The sequence below is a fragment of the Promicromonospora sp. NPDC050880 genome (genome assembly GCF_044456525.1).
Lineage (GTDB): Bacteria > Actinomycetota > Actinomycetes > Actinomycetales > Cellulomonadaceae > Promicromonospora.
The window spans coordinates 614,784-634,355 of sequence record NZ_JBITFV010000001.1 but is presented as its reverse complement, the minus strand read 5'-3'; the positions used below and the strand labels follow the sequence as shown (position 1 = coordinate 634,355).

Below are 19,572 nucleotides of genomic sequence, written 5' to 3'. Positions count from 1 at the left end.
CGTCACTCCACCGTGACGGACTTGGCGAGGTTGCGCGGCTGGTCCACGTCCAGGCCCTTGGCCGTGGCGAGCGCCATGGCGAAGATCTGCAGCGGCACCACGGCCAGCAGCGGCTGGAGCAGCGTGGGCGCCTGCGGGATCCAGAAGATCTCGTCGGCGTACGGACGCACCGCGTCGTCGCCGTCCTCGGCGATCACCAGCGTGCGCGCGCCGCGGGCGCGGATCTCCTGGATGTTGGAGACCACCTTGGAGTGCAGCGAGTCGCGGCCGCGCGGCGAGGGCACCACCACGAACACGGGCTGGCCCTCGTCGATCAGGGCGATCGGACCGTGCTTGAGCTCGCCGGCCGCGAAGCCCTCGGCGTGGATGTACGCGAGCTCCTTGAGCTTGAGCGCGCCCTCCAGAGCCACCGGGAACCCGACATGGCGCCCGAGGAACAGCACCTTGTCGGACTTCTCCATGGACCGGGCCGTCGCACGCACGTACTCGCCGCGCTCGATGACGGTCTGGATCTTGCGCGGCATGGCCCGCAGCTCGTCGAGCAGGATGGCGATCTCGTCGGGGAACTTGTTGCCGCGCAGCTGGGCGAGGTACAGGCCCAGCACGTAGGCGGCGGTGATCTGCGCCAGGAAGGCCTTGGTGGAGGCGACGGCGATCTCGGGCCCGGCATGCGTGTACAGCACCGCGTCGGACTCGCGCGGGATGGTGGAGCCGTGGGTGTTGACGATCGAGATCACCTTCGCGCCCTGCTCACGCGCGTGCCGCACGGCCATGAGGGTGTCCATGGTCTCGCCGGACTGCGTCACGGCCACCACCAGGGTGCGCTCGTCGAGGATCGGGTCGCGGTAGCGGAACTCGTGCGCCAGCTCGACCTCGACGGGGATGCGGCACCAGTGCTCGATGGCGTACTTGGCCACGTGCCCGGAGTAGGCGGCGGTACCGCACGCCACGACGATGATCTTGTTCACGGCGCGCAGCACCGACTCGTCGATGCGCAGGTCGTCCAGCACGAGCGCGCCCGCGGCATCCGTGCGGCCGAGCAGCGTGTCGGCCACGGCCTGCGGCTGGTCGTGGATCTCCTTGTCCATGAACGAGTCGAAGCCGCCCTTCTCGGCGGCCGCGGCGTCCCAGTCCACGGTGTAGCGCTTGGCCTCGGCGGGCTTGCCGTCGAAGTCGGTCACCGTCACGGACGTCGGCGTGATCGTGACCACCTGGTCCTGGCCCAGCTCGAGGGCCTCCTTCGTGTGCGCGATGAACGCGGCCACGTCGGAACCGAGGAAGTTCTCGCCGTCACCGAGGCCCACCACGAGCGGGGAGTCGTGCCGGGCGCCCACCACGGTGTCCGGGGCGTCGGCGTGGACCGCCAGCAGCGTGAAGGTACCCTCCAGCCGCCCGGCGGCCGTGGTCATGGCGTCGGTCAGGTCGCCCGACTCGCGGTACGCCTTGGCCACGAGGTGCGCCGCCACCTCGGTGTCGGTCTCGGACCGGAAGACCACGCCGTCGGCCAGCAGCTCGTTCTTGAGCTGCGCGAAGTTCTCCACGATGCCGTTGTGGATCACCGCCAGCTTGTCGCCGTCGGCGAGGTGCGGGTGGGCGTTGGCGTCGGTCGGCCCGCCGTGCGTGGCCCAGCGGGTGTGCCCGATCGCCGCGGTCGCCTGCGGCAGCGGGTCACGGTCGAGCACCTCGATCAGGTTCGCCAGCTTGCCCGACTTCTTGGCCCAGGCGACACCGTCCAGCCCGGGCGCGACGAGCGCGACACCGGCCGAGTCGTAGCCGCGGTACTCGAGGCGGCGCAGCCCCTCGATGGCCACGTCGAGGGGCGTGCCCGACGGCGCGGCGGCGCCGTTCGGCGACGCGACTGATGTTCCGGTGTACCCGACGATCCCACACATGCGCGCGAGTCTATCGAGCGAGCGAGCCTGCCCCCATGACGGGCCTCACAGGGCCGCCGGTGAGCCGCCGGCGGCCGACGGGTGCGGAGGCTCGGGCCCGCGTGGGGCACAATGCTGCAGGTGGTTTCCCAGTTCTCGTCGACGGACCTCGGTGAGCACCTGCTCGCCCTCGCCCCGTCCTCACCCTACGTGGACCTCGACCGCGCGGCCTGGAGCCGCCTGTCGGCCTCCACCCCGCTGCCGCTGACCGACGACGACGTCGAGCGCCTGCGCGGTCTCGGTGACCCGATCGACCTGGCCGAGGTCGACGCGATCTACCGCCCCCTGTCGCGCCTGCTCAACCTCTACGTGCAGGCCACCGGCGGCCTGCACCGTGCGACGTCGACCTTCCTGCACGAGGATCCGCCCCGCACGCCGTACGTCATCGGGGTCGCGGGCTCGGTCGCCGTCGGCAAGTCGACGACGGCACGCGTCCTGCGCGAGATGCTCGCGCGCTGGCCCGAGACGCCGCGCGTCGAGCTCATCACGACCGACGGCTTCCTCTACCCGAACGCCGAGCTGGAGCGACGGGGCCTGATGGAGCGCAAGGGCTTCCCCGAGTCGTACGACCGGCGTGCCCTGATCCGCTTCCTGTCCCGGATCAAGGCGGGACAGGACGAGGTCCGCGCCCCGGTCTACTCCCACACCATCTACGACATCGTGCCGGGCGAGGAGGTCGTCGTGCGCAAGCCCGACGTGCTCGTCGTCGAGGGCCTGAACGTGCTCCAGCCGGCGCGCCCGTCCGCCGTCGACGAGTCGACCGTCGCCGTGAGCGACTTCTTCGACTTCTCGATCTACGTGGACGCCCGTACCCGGAACATCCGGCAGTGGTACGTGGACCGGTTCCTGGAGCTGCGCCGCACCGCGTTCACCAAGCCGGACTCCTACTTCAAGCGGTACGCGTCGCTCTCCGACCAGGAGGCCACGGACAAGGCCCTGTCCATCTGGGAGTCGATCAACGCGCCCAACCTCGAGAAGAACATCCTGCCGACGCGCGGCCGGGCCACGCTGGTGCTGACCAAGGGCTCGGACCACGCCGTGCAGCGGGTCCGCCTGCGCAAGCTCTAGCGGCTCAGCGGTCCTTCTGGGGCTTGGCCGGGTCGTCGACCCGGTGGACGTACTCCCGGACCATCTCGGTGGCACCGGCCGGGACGGCGACCTTCTCGCCGTCCGGGCCGGCCTCGCCGCCCTGCTCGCGGCCGAGGTGCCGGCGGGAGAACCAGCCCACCACCTGGTCGACGAGGAAGCCCATCGCGACGCCGAGCACCACGCCGATCACGATCGCCAGCAGCGGCTCGTGCCCGAGCCACTGGGCGGCGACCAGGCCGATCCCGGCGGAGTACAGGGCCCACATGACCGCCGCGATCGCGGCGATGACCATGAACCGGCGCCGCGGGTAGCCGACGGCCCCGGCGGTCATGTTCACGGCCACGCGCCCGATCGGCACGTACCGCGCAGCCAGGATGAAGGAGGCACCGCGGCGGGCAAGGGCCCGCTCCGCCCAGTCCACGGCCCGGCGTCCGCGTGCCGAGCGCAGGAACGGCACCCGGTCGGTGCCGATCATCTTGCCGATCTGGTAGGCGATCTGGTCGCCCACCCACGCGCCGGCCGCCGCGGCCACGAGCACGAGCCACATCCACGGGGTGCCGGTGCTGTGCGCCGACACCGTGAGCGTGATCACCACCGACTCGCTGGGCAGCGGCGGGAAGAAGCCGTCGATGGTCGCGAAGGCGAACATCGCCGGGTAGATCCACGGCGAGGCCGCCATCGCGAGGATCCACGCCTCGGTGGCGCTCAGGACTGCGGAGATGAGTTCGAGCACAGGACCTCGGAAGTCTCGGCCGGGGCGCTTCCCGGGGCGGGTGGAGAGCGGCACCTCATAGTGCCTGCAACCAGCCTACGCAAGGGGTACCCCTGAAACGCATCAGGGGTACCCCTGGGACAACCCCGCTTCCCAAGGATTCACGGGGCGTTCACGCCGGCCCCGCCGTCCTGCCCGCGGGCGTGGAGGCCGCTACAGCGCGAGCCGCTCCCGCACGACGGCCGCCAGGTCCTCGGCCACCTTGTCCGCCTCGTCCTGCGCCGGCGCCTCCACCATGACGCGCACCAGTGGCTCGGTACCGGACTGGCGCAGCAGCACCCGGCCGGTGTCGCCCAGGCGCGCCGCCGCGTCGGCGACGGCCGCCTGCACGCCCTCGTCGGTCCCGGCGCGGGACTTGTCCACGCCGCGCACGTTGACGAGCGTCTGCGGCAGGCGCTCGATCTCACCCGCGAGATCGGCCAGGCGCTTGCCCGACGCCTTGACCCGCGCCGCGAGGTGCAGTGCCGAGAGCACACCGTCACCCGTCGTGGCGTGCTCGGCCAGGATGATGTGGCCCGACTGCTCCCCGCCCAGCCCGTAGCCCTGGGCGCGCATCTCCTCCAGCACGTACCGGTCGCCGACGGCGGTCTGCACCGTCGTGATCCCCTGCTCCCGCATGGCCAGGATGAGGCCGAGGTTGCTCATCACCGTGACCACGAGCGTGTCGCCCGGCAGGCGCCCCTCCTGCTTGAGCGCGGTGGCGAGGATCCCGAGGATCTGGTCGCCGTCCACGATCGCGCCCGTGTGGTCCACCGCGAGGCACCGGTCGGCGTCGCCGTCGAACGCGACGCCGAAGTCCGCCTCCGACGCCACGACCACGGCCTGGAGCTGCTCCGGGTGCGTGGAGCCGCACTTCTCGTTGATGTTCCGGCCGTCGGGGCTCGCGTTCATCACCACGACGTCGGCGCCCGCCGCCCGCAGCGCCTCCGGCCCCACCTCGCTGGCGGCACCGTTGGCGCAGTCCAGCGCGATGCGCAGCCCCTCGAGGGGCCGGTGGTCCGGCGTGGTCCCGACGCTGTCGGTGAGGTGCCGCACGTACCGCTCGGCGGCGGCCTGCCCGTCGGTGCGGATCCGCCCGACGTCGGCGCCCGTGGGCCGCTCCCAGTCCTCGCCCAGAGTGGCCTGGATCGCGTCCTCGACGGCGTCGTCGAGCTTGAGGCCGCCGCGGGCGAAGAACTTGATCCCGTTGTCCGGCATGGGGTTGTGCGACGCCGAGACCATGACCCCGAGGTCGGCCTCCAGCTCCGTCACGAGGTAGGCCAGCGCGGGCGTGGGCAGCACGTTGAGCATCACGACGTCGACTCCCGCCGAGGCGAGGCCCGCGGCGACGGCGCCCGCGAGGAACTCGCCGGAGGCCCGCGTGTCACGTCCGACGACGGCCCGTGGTCGCGGGCCCAGCAGCTCGCCCTGCGCGGTCAGCACCCGAGCGGCGGCGACGCCCAGCTCCAGTGCCAGCTCCGCCGTGATGTCCTTGTTGGCGAGACCCCGAACCCCGTCGGTGCCGAACAGCCTGCCCATTCCGCGTCTCCTCAGATCGTTCCAGTCCCACCGTAGTGGGCGTCCGGCCGGTGCCGGAAATGCGGATGGCCCCGCTGAACAGTGTCGATACTGTTCGGCGGGGCCACCCGGCCGGGCGCTGGGATCAGCGCTTGCTGTACTGCGGAGCCTTGCGGGCCTTCTTGAGACCGGCCTTCTTGCGCTCGACCTTGCGGTCGTCGCGGCGCAGGAAGCCGGCCTTCTTCAGCTCGGGGCGGTTCGCCTCGGCGTCGATGGCGTTCAGCGCACGGGCGATGCCCAGGCGCAGGGCGCCGGCCTGGCCCGACGTGCCACCACCCGTGATGCGGGCGATGACGTCGAAGCGGCCCTCGACCTCGACCAGGTTCAGCGGGGAGTTGACCAGCTGCTGGTGCACCTTGTTCGGGAAGTAGTCCTCGAGGGTGCGGCCGTTGATCTTCCAGGTGCCGGTGCCGGGGACCAGGCGCACGCGCGCCACGGCCTCCTTGCGGCGCCCGAGGGCCTGGGCCGGGGCGGTGATGGACGAACCGCGCGTTGCCGGCGCGGCCGTCTCGGTGGTGTAGGTGCTGGGCGTCTCGGCGCCCTGCTCGATGTCGACGGTGGTCTCAGCCACTGTGGTGTCCTCGCGTCCTTCGCGTTGCGATCCGGCAGCGGCCTCAGGCCTGCTGCGAAACCTGGGTGATCTCGAACGGCTTGGCCTGCTGCGCCGTGTGCGGGTGCTCAGGGCCTGCGTAGACCTTCAGGTGGGTCAGCTGAGTCCGACCGAGCGAGGTCTTGGGGATCATGCCGCGCACAGCCTTCTCGATGGCGCGCTCCGGCTTGGTGTCCAGCAGCTCGCCGTACGGGGTGGCCGTGAGGCCGCCCGGGTAGCCCGAGTGGCGGTACGCCATCTTGGTCTGACGCTTGTTGCCGCTCAGCGCGACCTTGTCCGCGTTGATGACGATGACGAAGTCACCGCCGTCGACGTGCGGAGCGAAGGTCGGCTTGTGCTTCCCGCGCAGCAGATTGGCGACCTGGCTGGCCAGGCGGCCCAGGACGACGTCGGTCGCGTCGACGACGTACCAGTCGCGCTGGACGTCGCCGGGCTTGGGGGTGTACGTACGCACGGTTCGTAACCTTTTCGTTTGCGGTGTCGTCGGGCGAGAAGCGGCGCCCGATGAGTCAGGTCGTTGTGCGCGGGAGTCAAGGTGACGTCCGGGCCGGACGTCGGCACGCGAGTGGGCGCGGTGCCGACGCAGGAACGCCGGTGACAGAGCACAACGACTCAATAGAATACCTGGCCGTTTCCCCGAGGGTCAAAGCGAAGCGGGCTGCCGGCGCACGGGACGGGCATGACGTTCACCACGTCGACGCATTCGCACCGGCACTGTGGCGTCCACGCGCAACTGGTGCCACCGTAGGAACATGACCGAGGAAACCCCAGCCACCATGCCGGGGCCGGACGGCATCGCCGAGGGCGACACCGACCAGCTCCCGACCGAGGACACCCTGTACAGCCGGGGACCGAAGGACCTGCTCGACGAGGGCTACTCCCCGCCCGACCGCCCGCGCTCGAACCACTGGGGCGAGACCTCGTGGGAGGAGCGGCAGGGGGAGCCCATGGACCAGCGCCTCGCCGAGGAGGAGCCGGACATCTGGCAGGAGGACCCGCTGGACCGCACCGACACGTCGCGCGCGGGCCGCCTGGTCTCCGACCCGGACGCCGACCCCGGCAGCTACGCGGCCGAGGACGGCAACCGCGAGAACGACCTGTACGGCACGGACGCGGGCATCGACGGCGCGGGAGCGAGCGCCGAGGAGGCCGCCGTCCACTGGGTCGAGGAGCCCTGACCCGCAGCCGAGGTAGAACCACAGCGAGGTAGAACGGCCCGGTCGGCGTTCTACCTCGCTGTGGTTCTATCTCGCGCTCGGGAGGTCATCCCAGACCTCCTCGTCCATCCGCTTCGCACGGACGGCGTCCGCGCGGGACGCGAGCTCGGCGTCCGGCGGGAACGTGATCTCCTCCAGGCACAGGCCCTCGGGCGGCACCACGAACACCCCGGCATCCCGGCGCCGGCTCGCCAGCAGCTCCGCGGGCCAGCCGACCGGACGCCGCCCCTCCCCCACCGCGATCGACGCCCCCACGAGCGCCCGGACCATGTTGTGGCAGAACGCGTCGGCGACGACGTGCGCCACCACGAGCCCCGCGTCCGGCCCCTCGGCCGCCCGCTCCCAGGCGATGCGCTGCAGCTCGCGGATGGTCGTCGCCCCGGGCCGGGGCTTGCAGTACGCGGCGAAGTCCCGCAGGCCGACGAGCGGCCGGACCGCGGCGTCCATCGCCTCGGCATCGAGCGCACGGCGGGTCCACAGGACATGGCTGCGGCGCAGGGGGTCACGCAGGCCGGGGTCGTCGGCGATGCGATACGTGTAGCGCCGGCGCAGGGCGGAGAACCGGGCGTCGAAGCCCGCAGGAGCCGGCGCCGCCCGGCGCACGACCACGTCTGCCGGCAGCACACCCGCCAGCCGCGTCACGAGCGACTCGCCCGGCGACCGGTCGGACCGGCCCGGCAAGGCAGCCCAGCCTTCCCGGTCGACGTCCACGTGCGCCACCTGCCCGCGCGCGTGCACGCCCGAGTCCGTGCGACCGGCGACCGTGAGCCGGGGCGCCGGCAGCCCGCGCTGCTCGGTCCGCAGCACCCGGGCGATCCCGGTCTCCAGGGCACCCTCCACGGTGCGCAGTCCCGGCTGCCGGGCCCAGCCCGCGAAGTCCGTGCCGTCGTAGGCCAGGTCGAGGCGGACCCTGATGAGCTGGTTCACACGCTCATCCTCCCCGATTCCCGCGCCGAGGTTCGTACAGTGACGTCATGGCAGAGACTCTCACGCTGGCCGTGGACTGCGGGGGCGGCGGGATCAAGGCGGCCGTCCTCGACGCGTCCGGCACCGCCCACGCGACACCGGTCCGCGTCCCGACACCGTATCCGCTGCCGCCCGAGCTGCTCGTCGACACGATCGCGAAGATCGCCACCGACCTGCCCGCGGCCGCCCGGGTCACGGTGGGGCTCCCCGGCATGATCCGCAGCGGCGTCGTCGTGCACACGCCGCACTACATCACCCGGTCGGGGCCGCGTTCACGCGTGGTCCCCGCCCTGGCGGACGCCTGGCGCAACTTCGACATGCGCGCCGCCGTCGCCGAACGGCTGGGCCTGCCGGCGCTCGTCCTCAACGACGCGGAGGTGCACGGCGCGGGCGTGGTCGCGGCGTCAGGCCTGGAGCTGGTGATCACGCTGGGCACCGGCCTGGGGACGGCGATGTTCCACGGCGGGCGCATCGCACCGCACCTGGAGTGGTCGCACGCGCCGGTTCGCCGCAGCCTCACCTACGACCAGTACATCGGCGAACCCGAGCGGCGGCGGCTCGGGGACGGACTCTGGTCGCGCCGCGTCGTCACCGTGGTGGACGGCCTGCGCCCGGTGTTCCACTGGGACCGCCTCTACATCGGCGGCGGGAACTCACGCTGCATCACGCCGTCCGCGCTGACGCGCCTGGGCGACGACGTCGTCATCGTCCCCAACTCGGCGGCCCTGGTGGGCGGCGCCCGGGCCTGGGACCTTCCGCCGGCGTAAGTGCGCCTCTACCCAGTCATCAGACCCGGAATCGAGCTGTTTCCGGGCCTGATGACTGGGTAGAAGCGCACTACGCGCGACACGATGCGCGACACGATGCACAGCCCGATGCGCAACGGACCGCACGACGACGCCGGGCCGCACCCTCCGTACGGAGGGTGCGGCCCGGCGTCGTGCGGGAGAAAGGGGGCTCAGGCCTCCTTCTTCTCCTCGGCGGTCTCGTCCGCGGGGGTCTCCTCGGCGGCGTCCTCGGCCGGGGCGTCCTTGACGTCCTCGGCGGGGGTCTCCTCGACCGGAGCGTCCTCGACGGGCGCGTCCTCGACCGGAGCAGCCTTCTCGGTGGCCTTGGTGGCCTCCTTGACGACGGCCTGCTTGGGGCTCACGGGCTCGGTGACGAGCTCGATGACCGCCATCGGCGCGTTGTCGCCCTTGCGGGTGCCGATCTTGGTGATGCGCGTGTAGCCACCGTTGCGCTCGGCCATGGCCGGGGCGATCTCGGTGAAGAGCGTGTGCACCACGCCCTTGTCGCGCACGACCGTGAGGACACGGCGGCGGGCGGACAGGTCGCCCTTCTTCGCGAACGTGATCAGACGCTCGGCCAGCGGACGCAGGCGCTTGGCCTTGGTCTCGGTGGTCGTGATCCGGCCGTGCTCGAAGAGCGACGTCGACAGGTTCGCGAGGATCAGACGCTCGTGAGCCGGGCTACCGCCGAGCCGCGCGCCCTTGGTAGGGGTAGGCATTGCTTGTCTCCTTGGAAGTGGTTCCGCGCGCCTGGCCCGCAGGCCGGGCGCGGGACGTCAGTACGACTGCTCGTCGCCGCTGTAGGCAGCCGTGTCGCCGGCCTCGAAGTAGGAGGCGCCGGCCGGGTCGAAGTCCAGCGGCGAGTCCTTGAGGCTGAGGCCGAGCTCGGCCAGCTTCTCCTTGACCTCGGTGATCGACTTGGCACCGAAGTTGCGGATGTCGAGCAGGTCCGCCTCGCTGCGGGCCACGAGCTCGCCCACCTGGTGGATGCCCTCGCGCTTGAGGCAGTTGTACGAACGGATGGTGAGGTTGAGCTCCTCGATCGGCAGCGCCAGGTCCGCGGCCAGCGCGGTGTCCGTCGGCGACGGGCCGATCTCGATGCCCTCGGCCTCGACGTTCAGCTCACGTGCCAGGCCGAACAGCTCGACCAGGGTCTTGCCGGCCGAGGCGAGCGCGTCGCGAGGCGTGATCGCCTGCTTGGTCTCGACGTCGACGATGAGCTTGTCGAAGTCGGTGCGCTGCTCGACTCGGGTGGCCTCGACCTTGTACGTGACCTTGAGGACCGGCGAGTAGATCGAGTCGACCGGGATGCGCCCGATCTCCGCGTCGAACTGCTTGTTCTGCGCGGCGGACACGTACCCACGGCCCCGCTCGACGGTCAGCTCGATCTCGAGCTTGCCCTTGTCGTTCAGGGTGGCGATGTGCAGGTCGGGGTTGTGCACCTCGACCCCCGCCGGCGGAACGATGTCCGCGGCGGTCACGGCGCCGGCGCCCTGCTTGCGCAGGTACATCACGACGGGCTCGTCGTTCTCCGAGGAGACCACGAGGTTCTTGATGTTGAGGATGATCTCGGTGACGTCCTCCTTCACGCCCGACACGGTGCTGAACTCGTGCAGCACACCGTCGATACGGATGGACGTGACAGCCGCGCCCGGGATGGACGACAGCAGGGTGCGACGCATCGAGTTGCCGAGCGTGTAGCCGAAGCCAGGCTCGAGCGGCTCGATGGAGAAGCGGGAACGGCTCTCCGAGATGACCTCTTCGGTCAGCGTGGGGCGCTGTGCGATGAGCACTGTGGGTGTCCTTTCAGTGTGCGTCCGCTATATGACGCATCACGGCCTGCGATCTCTCGCAGCCCGGACGGATCTCTGTCACCGACCGGGCGGGGGTGCTCACCTCGCGAGGTGAGCGGATGTCGCGCCCGCGGTGGGGGGGGGGGGGGGGCCCCCCCCCCCCGCCCCCCCCCCCCCCCCCCCCCCCCCAACCACCACCCCCCCCCCGGGGGGGGGGCGCCCGGGGGGGGGGGGGGGGGGGGCGGGGGGGGGGGGTGGGGGGGGGGGGTGGTGGGGTGGGGGGGGGGGTGGGGGGGGGGGGGGGGGGGGGGGGGGGCGCGCGGCGCCCCCCCCCCCCCCCCCACGCCGGTGCCCGGTCAGTCCTGCAGGGCGGACCGGAGCGTGGCCGACGCCTGCGCGACGGCGGCCTTCGCGGCGTGCGTGTCGTGCAGGGCGTTGAGCATGACGAAGTCGTGGATGACCCCGCCGTACCGGACGCTGGTCACGTCGACGCCGGCCCGGCGGAGCTTGGCCGCGTAGGCCTCGCCCTCGTCGCGCAGCACGTCGGCCTCCGCGGTGATGACCAGGGCAGGCGGCAGACCGGCGAGCTGCTCCTGGGTGGCCCGCAACGGGGAGACCGTGATCAGGTCCCGCTCCTGGGGGTCGGTCGTGTACTGGTCCCAGAACCAGCGCATGCCCTCCAGCGTGAGGAAGTATCCGGTGGCGAAATCGCGGTAGGAGGCGGTGTCGAACGCGGCGTCGGTCACCGGGTAGAACAGCACCTGCTGCCGGAAGGTGACGTCGCCCCGCTCCTTGGCGAGCAGCGTGAGGGCGGCGGACATGTTGCCGCCCACGGAGTCGCCGGCCACGGCCAGGCGGCCGCCGTCCAGCCCCTGGTCGGCGCCCTCCTTGGTGACCCACTGCGCCACGGCGTAGGCCTGCTCGACGGCGACGGGATAGCGCACCTCGGGCGAGCGGTCGTACTCGGGGAAGACGACGGCGGCCCGCGCGCCGATCGCGAGGTCGCGCACCAGGCGGTCGTGCGTGTGGGCGTCGCCGAACACCCAGCCGGCGCCGTGCACGTAGAGCACCACGGGGAGCGGGCCCTGGACGCCGGCGGGCCGGACGATCCGGACCGGCACGGTGCCGGTGGGCCCGCCCTCGACGGTGACCCACACGTCGTCGACCTCGGGCTTGAAGATCTCGCTCGACTGCACGTCGTCGACGGCCTTGCGGCCCTCCTCGGGCGTGAGCTGGTACAGGTACGGCGGGTTGTCGGTGGCCTCGGCGAACGCCTGGGCGGCGGGTTCCAGGGACAGGCCGTGGGGATTGGCGGTCATGGGTTTCCTTCGGTGCGGGGGGTCTTGGAGTGCGGAGGGCCGGGGACGCCGTCAGGCGGTCTGCGCCGCGGCCCGCGCGATGAGGCCGGCGACCTCGGCGGGGTGGGTGAGCATCACGAGGTGCGGCGCGTCGAGCTCGACGCTCTCGCGGACCCCGGCGCGCTCGTAGCCGAAGCGCTCGACGTCGGGGTTGATCGTGTGGTCGGCGGCCGCGACGATCCCCCAGGACGGCTTGGTCCGCCAGGCGGCGACCGGCGCGGGCTCGCCGAACGCCACGGCCGACAGGGGGCGCTGCGACACGGCGAGCACCGTCGCGACGTCGTCCGGCACCCCGGCGGCGAAGACCGCCGGGAACGCGTCGACGGCCACGGACACGTCGGTGCCCGGCTCGGCGCCCTCGACCGGGTACGGCGTGTAGACCAGGTGGGCCGCGAGGTCGGAGTCGGGGAAGCCACCCTGCAGCTCGCCCAGGCTCTCGCCCTCGGCGAGCGCGTAGCCGGCCACGTAGACCAGCCCGACGACGTTCTCGGCCGCGCCGGCGACCGTGATCACGGCGCCGCCGTACGAGTGCCCCGCGAGCAGCACGGGCCCGTCGACCGACTCGACGACGGACCGCACGTACGCGGCGTCGCCGGTCAGCGAGCGGTTCAGCACGGGCGGGACGACGACCCGGAAGCCCTGGTCGAGCAGTGCGCGCGTGACCGGGGTCCAGCTTCCGGCGTCGGCGAAGGCGCCGTGCACGAGGACGATGGTGGGAGTGGATGACATGAGGGTTCCTTTCCGCGGGACGACCGCGGGAGCACGGCCGCCACGATGAGACACTTCGATCCAAGGCCGTCACCGGTGACTGCGTCCACGAAGGAAGCACGCAGGAATGGGGAGAGATGACCGACGCGCTGGGCCCGCTGCTCCGCCGGTTCCGGCACGAGGCCGACCTCACGCTGGAGCGCCTCGCGGAGCTCTCCGGGGTGAGCGACCGCACGATCAGCGACATCGAGCGCGGGGCCAGCCTGGGTCCGCAACGGCGCACCGTGGACCTCGTCGCCGACGGCCTCGGACTGGCGGACGCCGACCGCGCGGCGCTCCTGGCGGCCGCCCGGGCGGGCCGCCACCGGCCCCCGGCCGGCGTCGTCGCCCCGCTGCCGCTGCCTCGTGCCGTCGCCGACCTCGTCGGGCGGGACGCCGAGCTGTCCGCGATCGGCGCGCACGTCACGTCGGGCGCGGACGGTGCGCCGTCGCCGCTCGTGGTGCTCTCCGGCCCGGCGGTGCTCGGCAAGACGTTGCTCGCGGTGCGCGCCGCGGGCGACGTCGGCGACCGGTTCGACGCGGTGCGGTTCATCGACCTGGGTGGGTTCGGCGGGCGCCCCCTCGACCCGCACCTGGTGCTGCGCCGCCTGATCCAGGCGTGCGAGCCCGCCGTACGGTCCGTACCGACCGACCTGGACGACGCCGCCGCGCTCTGGCGCTCCCTCCTCGGCGACCGTCGCGTCCTGGTAATCCTCGACGACGCGGGCGGTGAGGAGCAGGTACGGCCCGTCCTGCCCGCCGCCGGTCCCTCCGCGGTGATCGTCACGGCCCGCCGCCCGCTGGCCGGGCTGGACGCCACGCTGCGCGTGGAGCTCGACCGGCTCGCCCACGACGACGCCGTCGCCCTCCTGCGCCGGATCATCCCTGCGGCGCAGGGGCCCGAGGGTGACCTGCACCGCCTCGCGGACCTCTGCGACGGCTGCCCGCTGGCCCTGCGCATCGCCGGCAACCGCGTCGCGAGCCACCGCGCCTGGACCGCGGGCGGGCTCGCGGACCGGCTGGCCTCCGAGGACCACCGCCTCGACGGGTTCCGCGCGGGGGACCTCGAGCTGCGCAAGGCCTTCGCGATGTCCTACGACCAGCTCTCGGACGCCGCACGCACGCTGTTCCGGCGCCTCGGCGTGCTGACGGGACCCACGTTCACCGCTGAGCTCGGCGCCGTCCTGATCGGCTCCGGCCGGTACCCGGCCGTGGACCTGCTCGACGAGCTGGTGGACCTCGGTCTGCTGGAGGCCGCCAGCCACGACCGGTACCACCTGCACGACCTGCTGCGGATCTTCGCGCGCGACCGGCTCCGCCGGGACGAGGGTCCGCACGCGCCGACCGGGCACGCCGAGCGCCTGCGGCACTGGATCCTGGAGACCACGGTCGACGCCGGCCTCTGGTTCGAGCCCGCCCGCGGGCACGGCCCCGACCGGCCCGGGCTGGTCGACCTGTCCACCCGCGAGGCCGCGAGCGCCTGGCTGCACGACGAGGCGGACCACTGGTTCTCCGCGCTGCGCGCCGCGGCGGCCGACAAGGACGACGCCCTGGTGGTGCGGGTGGCCGAGTCCCTGCACTGGTTCTCCGACCTGTGGGTGCAGTGGGGCCAGTGGCACCAGGTCTACGGCCTGGCCGTCCAGGCGGCAGAACGCCTCGACGACGCCGACCTGCTGGCCACGCAGCTCGGGTACCTGAGCTGGGCCGAGCTCTGCACGCAGGACGACCCGGCCCGCGGCCTGGAGCACGCGCACCGCGCCCGGGACGTCGCGCGGCGCGCGGGCAACCGCTCCCAGGAGGGCTGGGCCCTGTACTACACGGGCTGGTGCGAGCTGCTGCTCGGCTCCCCCGGCGACGTCGTGCGTGACGCGCAGGAGGCGCGCCGCTGCTTCACCGACGCCGACGACGCGGCCGGCCTGCTCCAGACGCACCGCATGCTCGCCGAGGCCTTCACCCAGCTCGGGCAGCGGGCCGACGCCATCGGCGCCGACCGCGCCGCGATCGACCTGCTGGAACGGCAACCCGACCGGTTCCCCCGGGACATCGCGCTGACCACCCGGGTGGCCGCGGCGTCCGCGATCGTCAAGAACCTCGTCGAGCTCGGCGACGGCGCGGGCGCGCTCGCGACCGCGGACGCCGCCGCGTCCGCCGTCGACGAGCTCGACGTGCGCGCGCACCGCGCCATGTACCTGCGTGTGCGGGCGCTGGCGCTCGCGGCGACCGGGCGCAGGGCCGAGGCGGCCGCCGCGCTGCGCCGGGTCGTGGAGATCCGCGAGGCGCTGGGCGACCGCCGGCGCGCCGCCGCGGCCCGGAAGCAGCTCGCGGGACTCGGTTGACCCGCACCGCCACCCGGCACGCGTGCGGTGCCGCCGTCCGCCCGGGCCGACCGGCCCCGCCCTGCGGGTGAAACAGGGCGGCGTGCGCACCACGACGAGCTATCGTCTCCGGAAAGCTGGCGAGGGCGACCGCCCGTGGCCGAGGCGACGGCGGCTTGGCACGACCACGTGTGCCAAGGAGGCAGGCCGACATGATCTCTGACGACGTGCAGCGGTCCCTGGGCGTGGCCACGCCACCACCGGTCCGCGTGCTCCACCACCTCGCGGGGCGAGGCGAGGTCGACGAGGCGGAGATCGCCCGGGCACTGGGCCTGGGCATCGACGAGGTGCGCGGAGCGCTGGCCGCGCTCGAGCGGGACCGGCTCGTCGTCCGGGTGAGCGCGCCGGGGGATCCTGCGGGCGGGCGGTGGACGGCGTTCCCGCCGCGGTCGGTGCTCACCAGGCTGCTCGCCCAGCGGCGGCTGGAGCTCGCCGTCTGGGAGCTGCACGTCGACGAGATCGAACGGTCCTACCAGGTGTCGACGGGACAGGTGGGGGGCACGGGCCTGGTCGACGTCGTCGTGGGGGCGCAGCAGGTCAGCGCCCTGTACTGGCAGCTCATGGAGACCGCCACGCACGAGGTGCTGCACCTCGCCCGGCCGCCGTACCTCAAGGTCACGCCGGAGACCCAGGGGGAGCGGCCCGCCATGGACCCGGCGGTCACGATGCGCAGCGTGTACGAGAGCTCCACGTTCACCGACCCGGTGTCGCTGGAGACGGCGCTCGGCGGGCGGTCGACCGGGGCGGGGCTGCGTCTGCTGCCGCAGGTCCCGCTCAAGCTGGTCGTCGTGGACCGGCGGATCGCGCTGCTCCCCGCCGAGGGGGACGACGCCGGCGTCGCGTCGCTGGTGGTGCACTCGCCCGCGCTGGTGCGGGCCCTCCTGGAGCTCTTCGAACGGCTCTGGGAGGCGGCGGTGCCGCAGGCGCTGTGGGAGCTCCGCGGCGCCGGGGCGCCGTCGGACGAGGGCGACGAGCCCGTCCGGCACCGGTCCCCGGTCCCGCTGGAGGACCGCACGCGGTCCATCCTCGACCTGATGGCCGGCGGCCTGACCGACGAGGCGATCGCCCGGACCCTCGACATCAGCCGGCGCACCGTCCAGGCCGAGATCACCGCGCTCGCGGAGAAGCTGGGCGCGCGCACCAGGTTCCAGATCGGGCTGTTCGCCGCCGAGCGCGGCCTCCTGCCGCGCATGCACGCGTGACGCTCCGCTCTCTGCTCATCTGCGCAATTGCGCATCCTCCTCCTTGTCGGGCCCGAGGCCGCTCAGCACAGTTGTGCCCCAACAGGGCGCAACGAGGCGACCGGCTCTCTCCAGGACAGCACTCGACACGGGCCCGTCAGGGCCGGAGGAGGAACCATGCGCTTCCCAGGACACCGTCGTGGTGTCGTCTCGATCGCGCTGACGGCGCTGCTGCTCGGGGCCATGGCCCCTGCTCACGCGGCCCCGGCGGCCGCTCCCGCGGACGCCGAGGCGGCCGACCCGGCGCCCGGCACCGAGACGCCCCGGCTCGTGGACGGGCTCGACGAGCCGGTCGACGCCACCGTCACGCCCGACCAGGCGGCCAGGTCCCACCTGACCGACCACCGGTCGCGGTACGCGATCGCGAACGTCGGCGCCACGCTGGTGACCGCCGACGTCGAGCGGGACGGCGTCCGCGAGACCGTGCGGCTGGACCAGCGGTACAAGAAGCTGCCCGTGGTGGGCGGCCAGTACGTGGTCCGCATGGAGAAGCGGGGTGGCGAACGGACGGTCACGGGTACCTCGGGCTCGTACTTCACCGAGCTGGACGTCGACACGACGGCCGAGACGCTGCCTGCGGGAGTGGCCGTCGACCGGGCGGTCGACTCGGTCCGCAAGAGCCTGTCGGCAGGCACGGCGGTCGTCGCGGGCGGCGTGAAGCCGGGCACGGCGCCGTCGGCGGCACAGGCCGGCCTGACCGGTACGGACGAAGGCCTCGCCGTCGTGCCGGCCGGGACCGGCGTCCTGGCCCGTCACGTCGTGGTGAGTGGCGCGGCGCCGGTCACCGGCGAGCCCGTGCTCACCGACGTGTACGTGAGCGCCACCACGGGCGCGATGCTGCTGAGCTCCAGCCGCCTGCGCACGCTGGCCCCACCCGGACAGGCCGCCGGTGCGCGCCCGGCCGGAGCGGGGACGGGCGCCGCCACCGAACCGCCGCCGTCCGGCAACGGTGTGACCGACGTGGTCGGCACGGGCACGAAGGCCGACGGCACGGTCGTCGACGTCCCGCTGCAGCGGGAGGACGCGACCGGTACGTACCGGACGGTCGACCTGACGCACACGGTCGCGGACGGGCGGACGGTACCGGTCACCACGTGGGACGCCACGGAGCACGACTACTTCGACACGGCCGGTACGTGGCCCGAGGGCATCGCGCCGTTCGTCTCGCCCTCCAGCACGCTCGGCGCCGACCTGACCGACCTCGGCGCCGTCGACGCGCACTGGGCCGCGGCCCAGGTCTTCGAGTACTACAAGACCGTGCACGGACGCGACAGCATGGACGGCGCCGGCATGCCGATCGACTCCTTCGTGGGCATCACCTACGGCGGCAACCCGTTCGTGAACGCCTTCTGGGACGGCACCAAGATGGTCTACGGGACCGGCGACGCGGAGTACAAGTCGCTCGCCGCCGACCTCGACGTGGTGGGCCACGAGATGACGCACGGCGTCGTCGAGCACACCGCGGGCTTCCTCTACACCGGGCAGCAGGGCGCCCTGAACGAGGCGATCGCCGACTACTTCGGCAACGCGATCGACGTCGACGTGTCCGGCATCCCGATGAGCGACCCGGAGGCGAGCCTGCTGGGCGGCGACCTGTGCCGTACCACGGCCCCGGTCGACTGCGCGCTCCGCGACCTCGACGACGGCATGACGACGGCGGACTTCAACCACCTCATCGAGACCGACGCGCGCTTCGACTACGGCGGCGTGCACCTCAACTCGACCATCGTCTCCGGCGCGCTGTGGGACGTCCGCGAGGCGCTGGGCGGCGACCTGGCCGACAAGATCGTCTACCGGGCGCTGACCGAGTACCTCACGCCGCTGTCCGACTTCGTGGACGGCCGGGACGCCGTGATCGCGTCCGCGCGGTCGTTCGGGCTCGGGGGCAGGCAGCTCAAGGTGGTGGAGCGGGCGTTCGACTCCCGCGGGGTCACCGCGAAGTGGGAGGAGACCCTGCCCGGCAAGGGCACCACGCTGCTCCTCGACCGCGTCGACACCGGGCTCTACGTCGACATGCAACCGTCCACGGGCGGTGGCTGGTGGGCGGTGCCACGGTCCAGCGCCGACGGTTCCGAGCCGCCGTCGATCTGGGTGGGCCGTACCGACGGCCGGGGAGAGCCGCGGCAGGTGTCCGGGAACGACGGGCGCACCAACGGGTTCGCCCACACCGACGGCAAGCGGGTGGTCTGGCTCTCCGTCGCCGCGGACTACTCGGACTACCGGATCATGTCCGCGCCGGTGACCGGCGGGTACAAGCAGGTGCTCTACCGCACCACGAACCCGGTCAACGGGCTCGGGACGGACGGCGGCGTCACGTCGTGGTCCGAGCTGAACCCTGAGACCTGGATGGACGAGGTCCGGTACCTGACGGGCAGCTCCGGGCAGGTCCGCACCGTGGAGCACGACTGGTTCGGCCCGGCGACCGCGCCCACGGTGAAGGCTGGCCGGATCGCCTACGTCCGGTACGAGGTGTTCGAGCACGAGGACGGGAGCTGGGACTGGGCGCTCGGGACCGAGGTGTTCGACACCCGCACCGGGAGGACCGTCCTGGCCGGGCTCGACGCGGGCGCCGAGAGCGTCAGCTACCCGGCGCTCACCACGCGCGGCGCGTACTGGGTGACGGACCTCGACCCCGGCTACACGGAGGCCGGCGCCTGGCACAACTCGGTGCGGGCGTACTCGTTCGCCACCGGCCGCAGCAAGGTGCTGTTCCACGAGACCTCGCCGCAGGCGAAGCGGGCCTGGCTGCTCACCGCGTCGGACACGACGCTCACCATCACCGAGGAGGCCCCGATGGAGGAGTGGATGAACGCCACCCTCCCCTCGGACCGGCTCATGCCGCGCCTGGTGCAGTACACGCCGGACGGGAAGTACGTCGGCGCTGCCTCCTGCAGCCCAGGGGCGCAGATGTTCGCGTCCGCGGGCGAGGGCCGGACCGTCGTCTTCAAGTCGACGGCGACCTCGGTCACGGGGCTGGCGGTCGCGTCGGGCGCCAGGCGCTGCTGATCCCGCGGGCTCGGCCTGCCGGGACATCGGTGCCGGCAGGCCGAGCCGTTCTTCGGTGCGACCGTCACACCCGGGTGCCGGGGTGCGGCTTCATGCCGTCCTCGTGACCGGCGTCTCCGCGA

General features: G+C 72.8%; 16 protein-coding genes. 6 read left to right on the top strand and 10 right to left on the bottom strand.

The genetic code is table 11. The features are described 5' to 3' along the window. Nucleotides 1-2: 2 nt before the first annotated feature. Nucleotides 3-1,892 (bottom strand): glutamine--fructose-6-phosphate transaminase (isomerizing), encoded by a 1,890-nt coding sequence (glmS, locus tag ACIBBF_RS02925; RefSeq protein WP_397410298.1) that lies wholly within the window; start codon nt 1,890-1,892, stop codon nt 3-5. Nucleotides 1,893-2,003: 111 nt separating this feature from the next. Here glmS and coaA point away from each other — a divergent pair, with 111 nt between their 5' ends. Further along, entirely contained in the window at nt 2,004-2,999 is a 996-nt protein-coding gene (coaA, locus tag ACIBBF_RS02920) for a type I pantothenate kinase (RefSeq protein WP_397410296.1), read from the top strand. A gap of 4 nt (nt 3,000-3,003) precedes the next feature. Here coaA and ACIBBF_RS02915 read toward each other — a convergent pair whose 3' ends face one another. From ACIBBF_RS02915 to rplM, 4 genes are all read right to left on the bottom strand, one after another. Continuing rightward, nucleotides 3,004-3,753, bottom strand: a complete 750-nt coding sequence (locus tag ACIBBF_RS02915; protein ID WP_397410294.1) for a DedA family protein — start codon at nt 3,751-3,753, stop codon at nt 3,004-3,006. A 192-nt stretch (nt 3,754-3,945) separates the two neighbouring features. Next, nucleotides 3,946-5,310 (bottom strand): phosphoglucosamine mutase, encoded by a 1,365-nt coding sequence (glmM, locus tag ACIBBF_RS02910; RefSeq protein WP_397410292.1) that lies wholly within the window; start codon nt 5,308-5,310, stop codon nt 3,946-3,948. 124 nt (nt 5,311-5,434) lie between these two features. Beyond that, nucleotides 5,435-5,920 (bottom strand): 30S ribosomal protein S9, encoded by a 486-nt coding sequence (gene rpsI / locus ACIBBF_RS02905; RefSeq protein ID WP_397410290.1) that lies wholly within the window; start codon nt 5,918-5,920, stop codon nt 5,435-5,437. A gap of 43 nt (nt 5,921-5,963) precedes the next feature. Next, on the bottom strand, nt 5,964-6,413 hold the full coding sequence (gene rplM / locus ACIBBF_RS02900; protein ID WP_397410288.1) for a 50S ribosomal protein L13: 450 nt from the start codon (nt 6,411-6,413) through the stop codon (nt 5,964-5,966). A gap of 298 nt (nt 6,414-6,711) precedes the next feature. On the opposite strand from rplM, the gene ACIBBF_RS02895 reads away from it, so the two are divergent. After that, the gene (locus tag ACIBBF_RS02895) at nt 6,712-7,137 is read left to right on the top strand and encodes a DUF5709 domain-containing protein (RefSeq protein ID WP_397410286.1); all 426 of its coding nucleotides are present in this window, start codon (nt 6,712-6,714) and stop codon (nt 7,135-7,137) included. Between the two features lie 66 nt (nt 7,138-7,203). Here the strand turns inward: ACIBBF_RS02895 and ACIBBF_RS02890 are convergent, their stop codons facing one another. After that, nucleotides 7,204-8,103 carry a tRNA pseudouridine synthase A gene (locus tag ACIBBF_RS02890; protein WP_397410284.1) on the bottom strand — a complete coding sequence of 300 codons (900 nt, stop codon included), beginning with the start codon at nt 8,101-8,103 and terminating at the stop codon, nt 7,204-7,206. A 47-nt stretch (nt 8,104-8,150) separates the two neighbouring features. On the opposite strand from ACIBBF_RS02890, the gene ACIBBF_RS02885 reads away from it, so the two are divergent. After that, entirely contained in the window at nt 8,151-8,909 is a 759-nt protein-coding gene (locus tag ACIBBF_RS02885; RefSeq protein ID WP_397410282.1) for an ROK family protein, read from the top strand. 191 nt (nt 8,910-9,100) lie between these two features. Here ACIBBF_RS02885 and rplQ read toward each other — a convergent pair whose 3' ends face one another. From rplQ to ACIBBF_RS02865, 4 genes are all read right to left on the bottom strand, one after another. Further along, nucleotides 9,101-9,649, bottom strand: a complete 549-nt coding sequence (gene rplQ / locus ACIBBF_RS02880; RefSeq protein WP_397410280.1) for a 50S ribosomal protein L17 — start codon at nt 9,647-9,649, stop codon at nt 9,101-9,103. Nucleotides 9,650-9,706: 57 nt separating this feature from the next. Beyond that, a complete protein-coding gene (locus tag ACIBBF_RS02875) occupies nt 9,707-10,723 on the bottom strand; it encodes a DNA-directed RNA polymerase subunit alpha (protein WP_397410278.1) in 1,017 nt (338 codons plus the stop codon). Nucleotides 10,724-11,079: 356 nt separating this feature from the next. Then, nucleotides 11,080-12,042, bottom strand: coding sequence for an alpha/beta hydrolase (locus ACIBBF_RS02870; RefSeq protein WP_397410276.1), 963 nt, complete (start codon nt 12,040-12,042; stop codon nt 11,080-11,082). 51 nt (nt 12,043-12,093) lie between these two features. Further along, entirely contained in the window at nt 12,094-12,810 is a 717-nt protein-coding gene (locus ACIBBF_RS02865; protein ID WP_397410274.1) for an alpha/beta fold hydrolase, read from the bottom strand. 116 nt (nt 12,811-12,926) lie between these two features. Here ACIBBF_RS02865 and ACIBBF_RS02860 point away from each other — a divergent pair, with 116 nt between their 5' ends. The 3 genes from ACIBBF_RS02860 (at nt 12,927) to ACIBBF_RS02850 (ending at nt 19,450) form a co-directional block, all read left to right on the top strand. Further along, complete coding sequence (locus ACIBBF_RS02860; protein ID WP_397410272.1) at nt 12,927-15,164, top strand: helix-turn-helix domain-containing protein; 2,238 nt, start codon at nt 12,927-12,929, stop codon at nt 15,162-15,164. Between the two features lie 191 nt (nt 15,165-15,355). After that, the gene (locus ACIBBF_RS02855; protein ID WP_397410270.1) at nt 15,356-16,405 is read left to right on the top strand and encodes a LuxR C-terminal-related transcriptional regulator; all 1,050 of its coding nucleotides are present in this window, start codon (nt 15,356-15,358) and stop codon (nt 16,403-16,405) included. 156 nt (nt 16,406-16,561) lie between these two features. Then, on the top strand, nt 16,562-19,450 hold the full coding sequence (locus tag ACIBBF_RS02850; protein WP_397410269.1) for a M4 family metallopeptidase: 2,889 nt from the start codon (nt 16,562-16,564) through the stop codon (nt 19,448-19,450). The last annotated feature ends 122 nt before the right edge of the window (nt 19,451-19,572 follow it).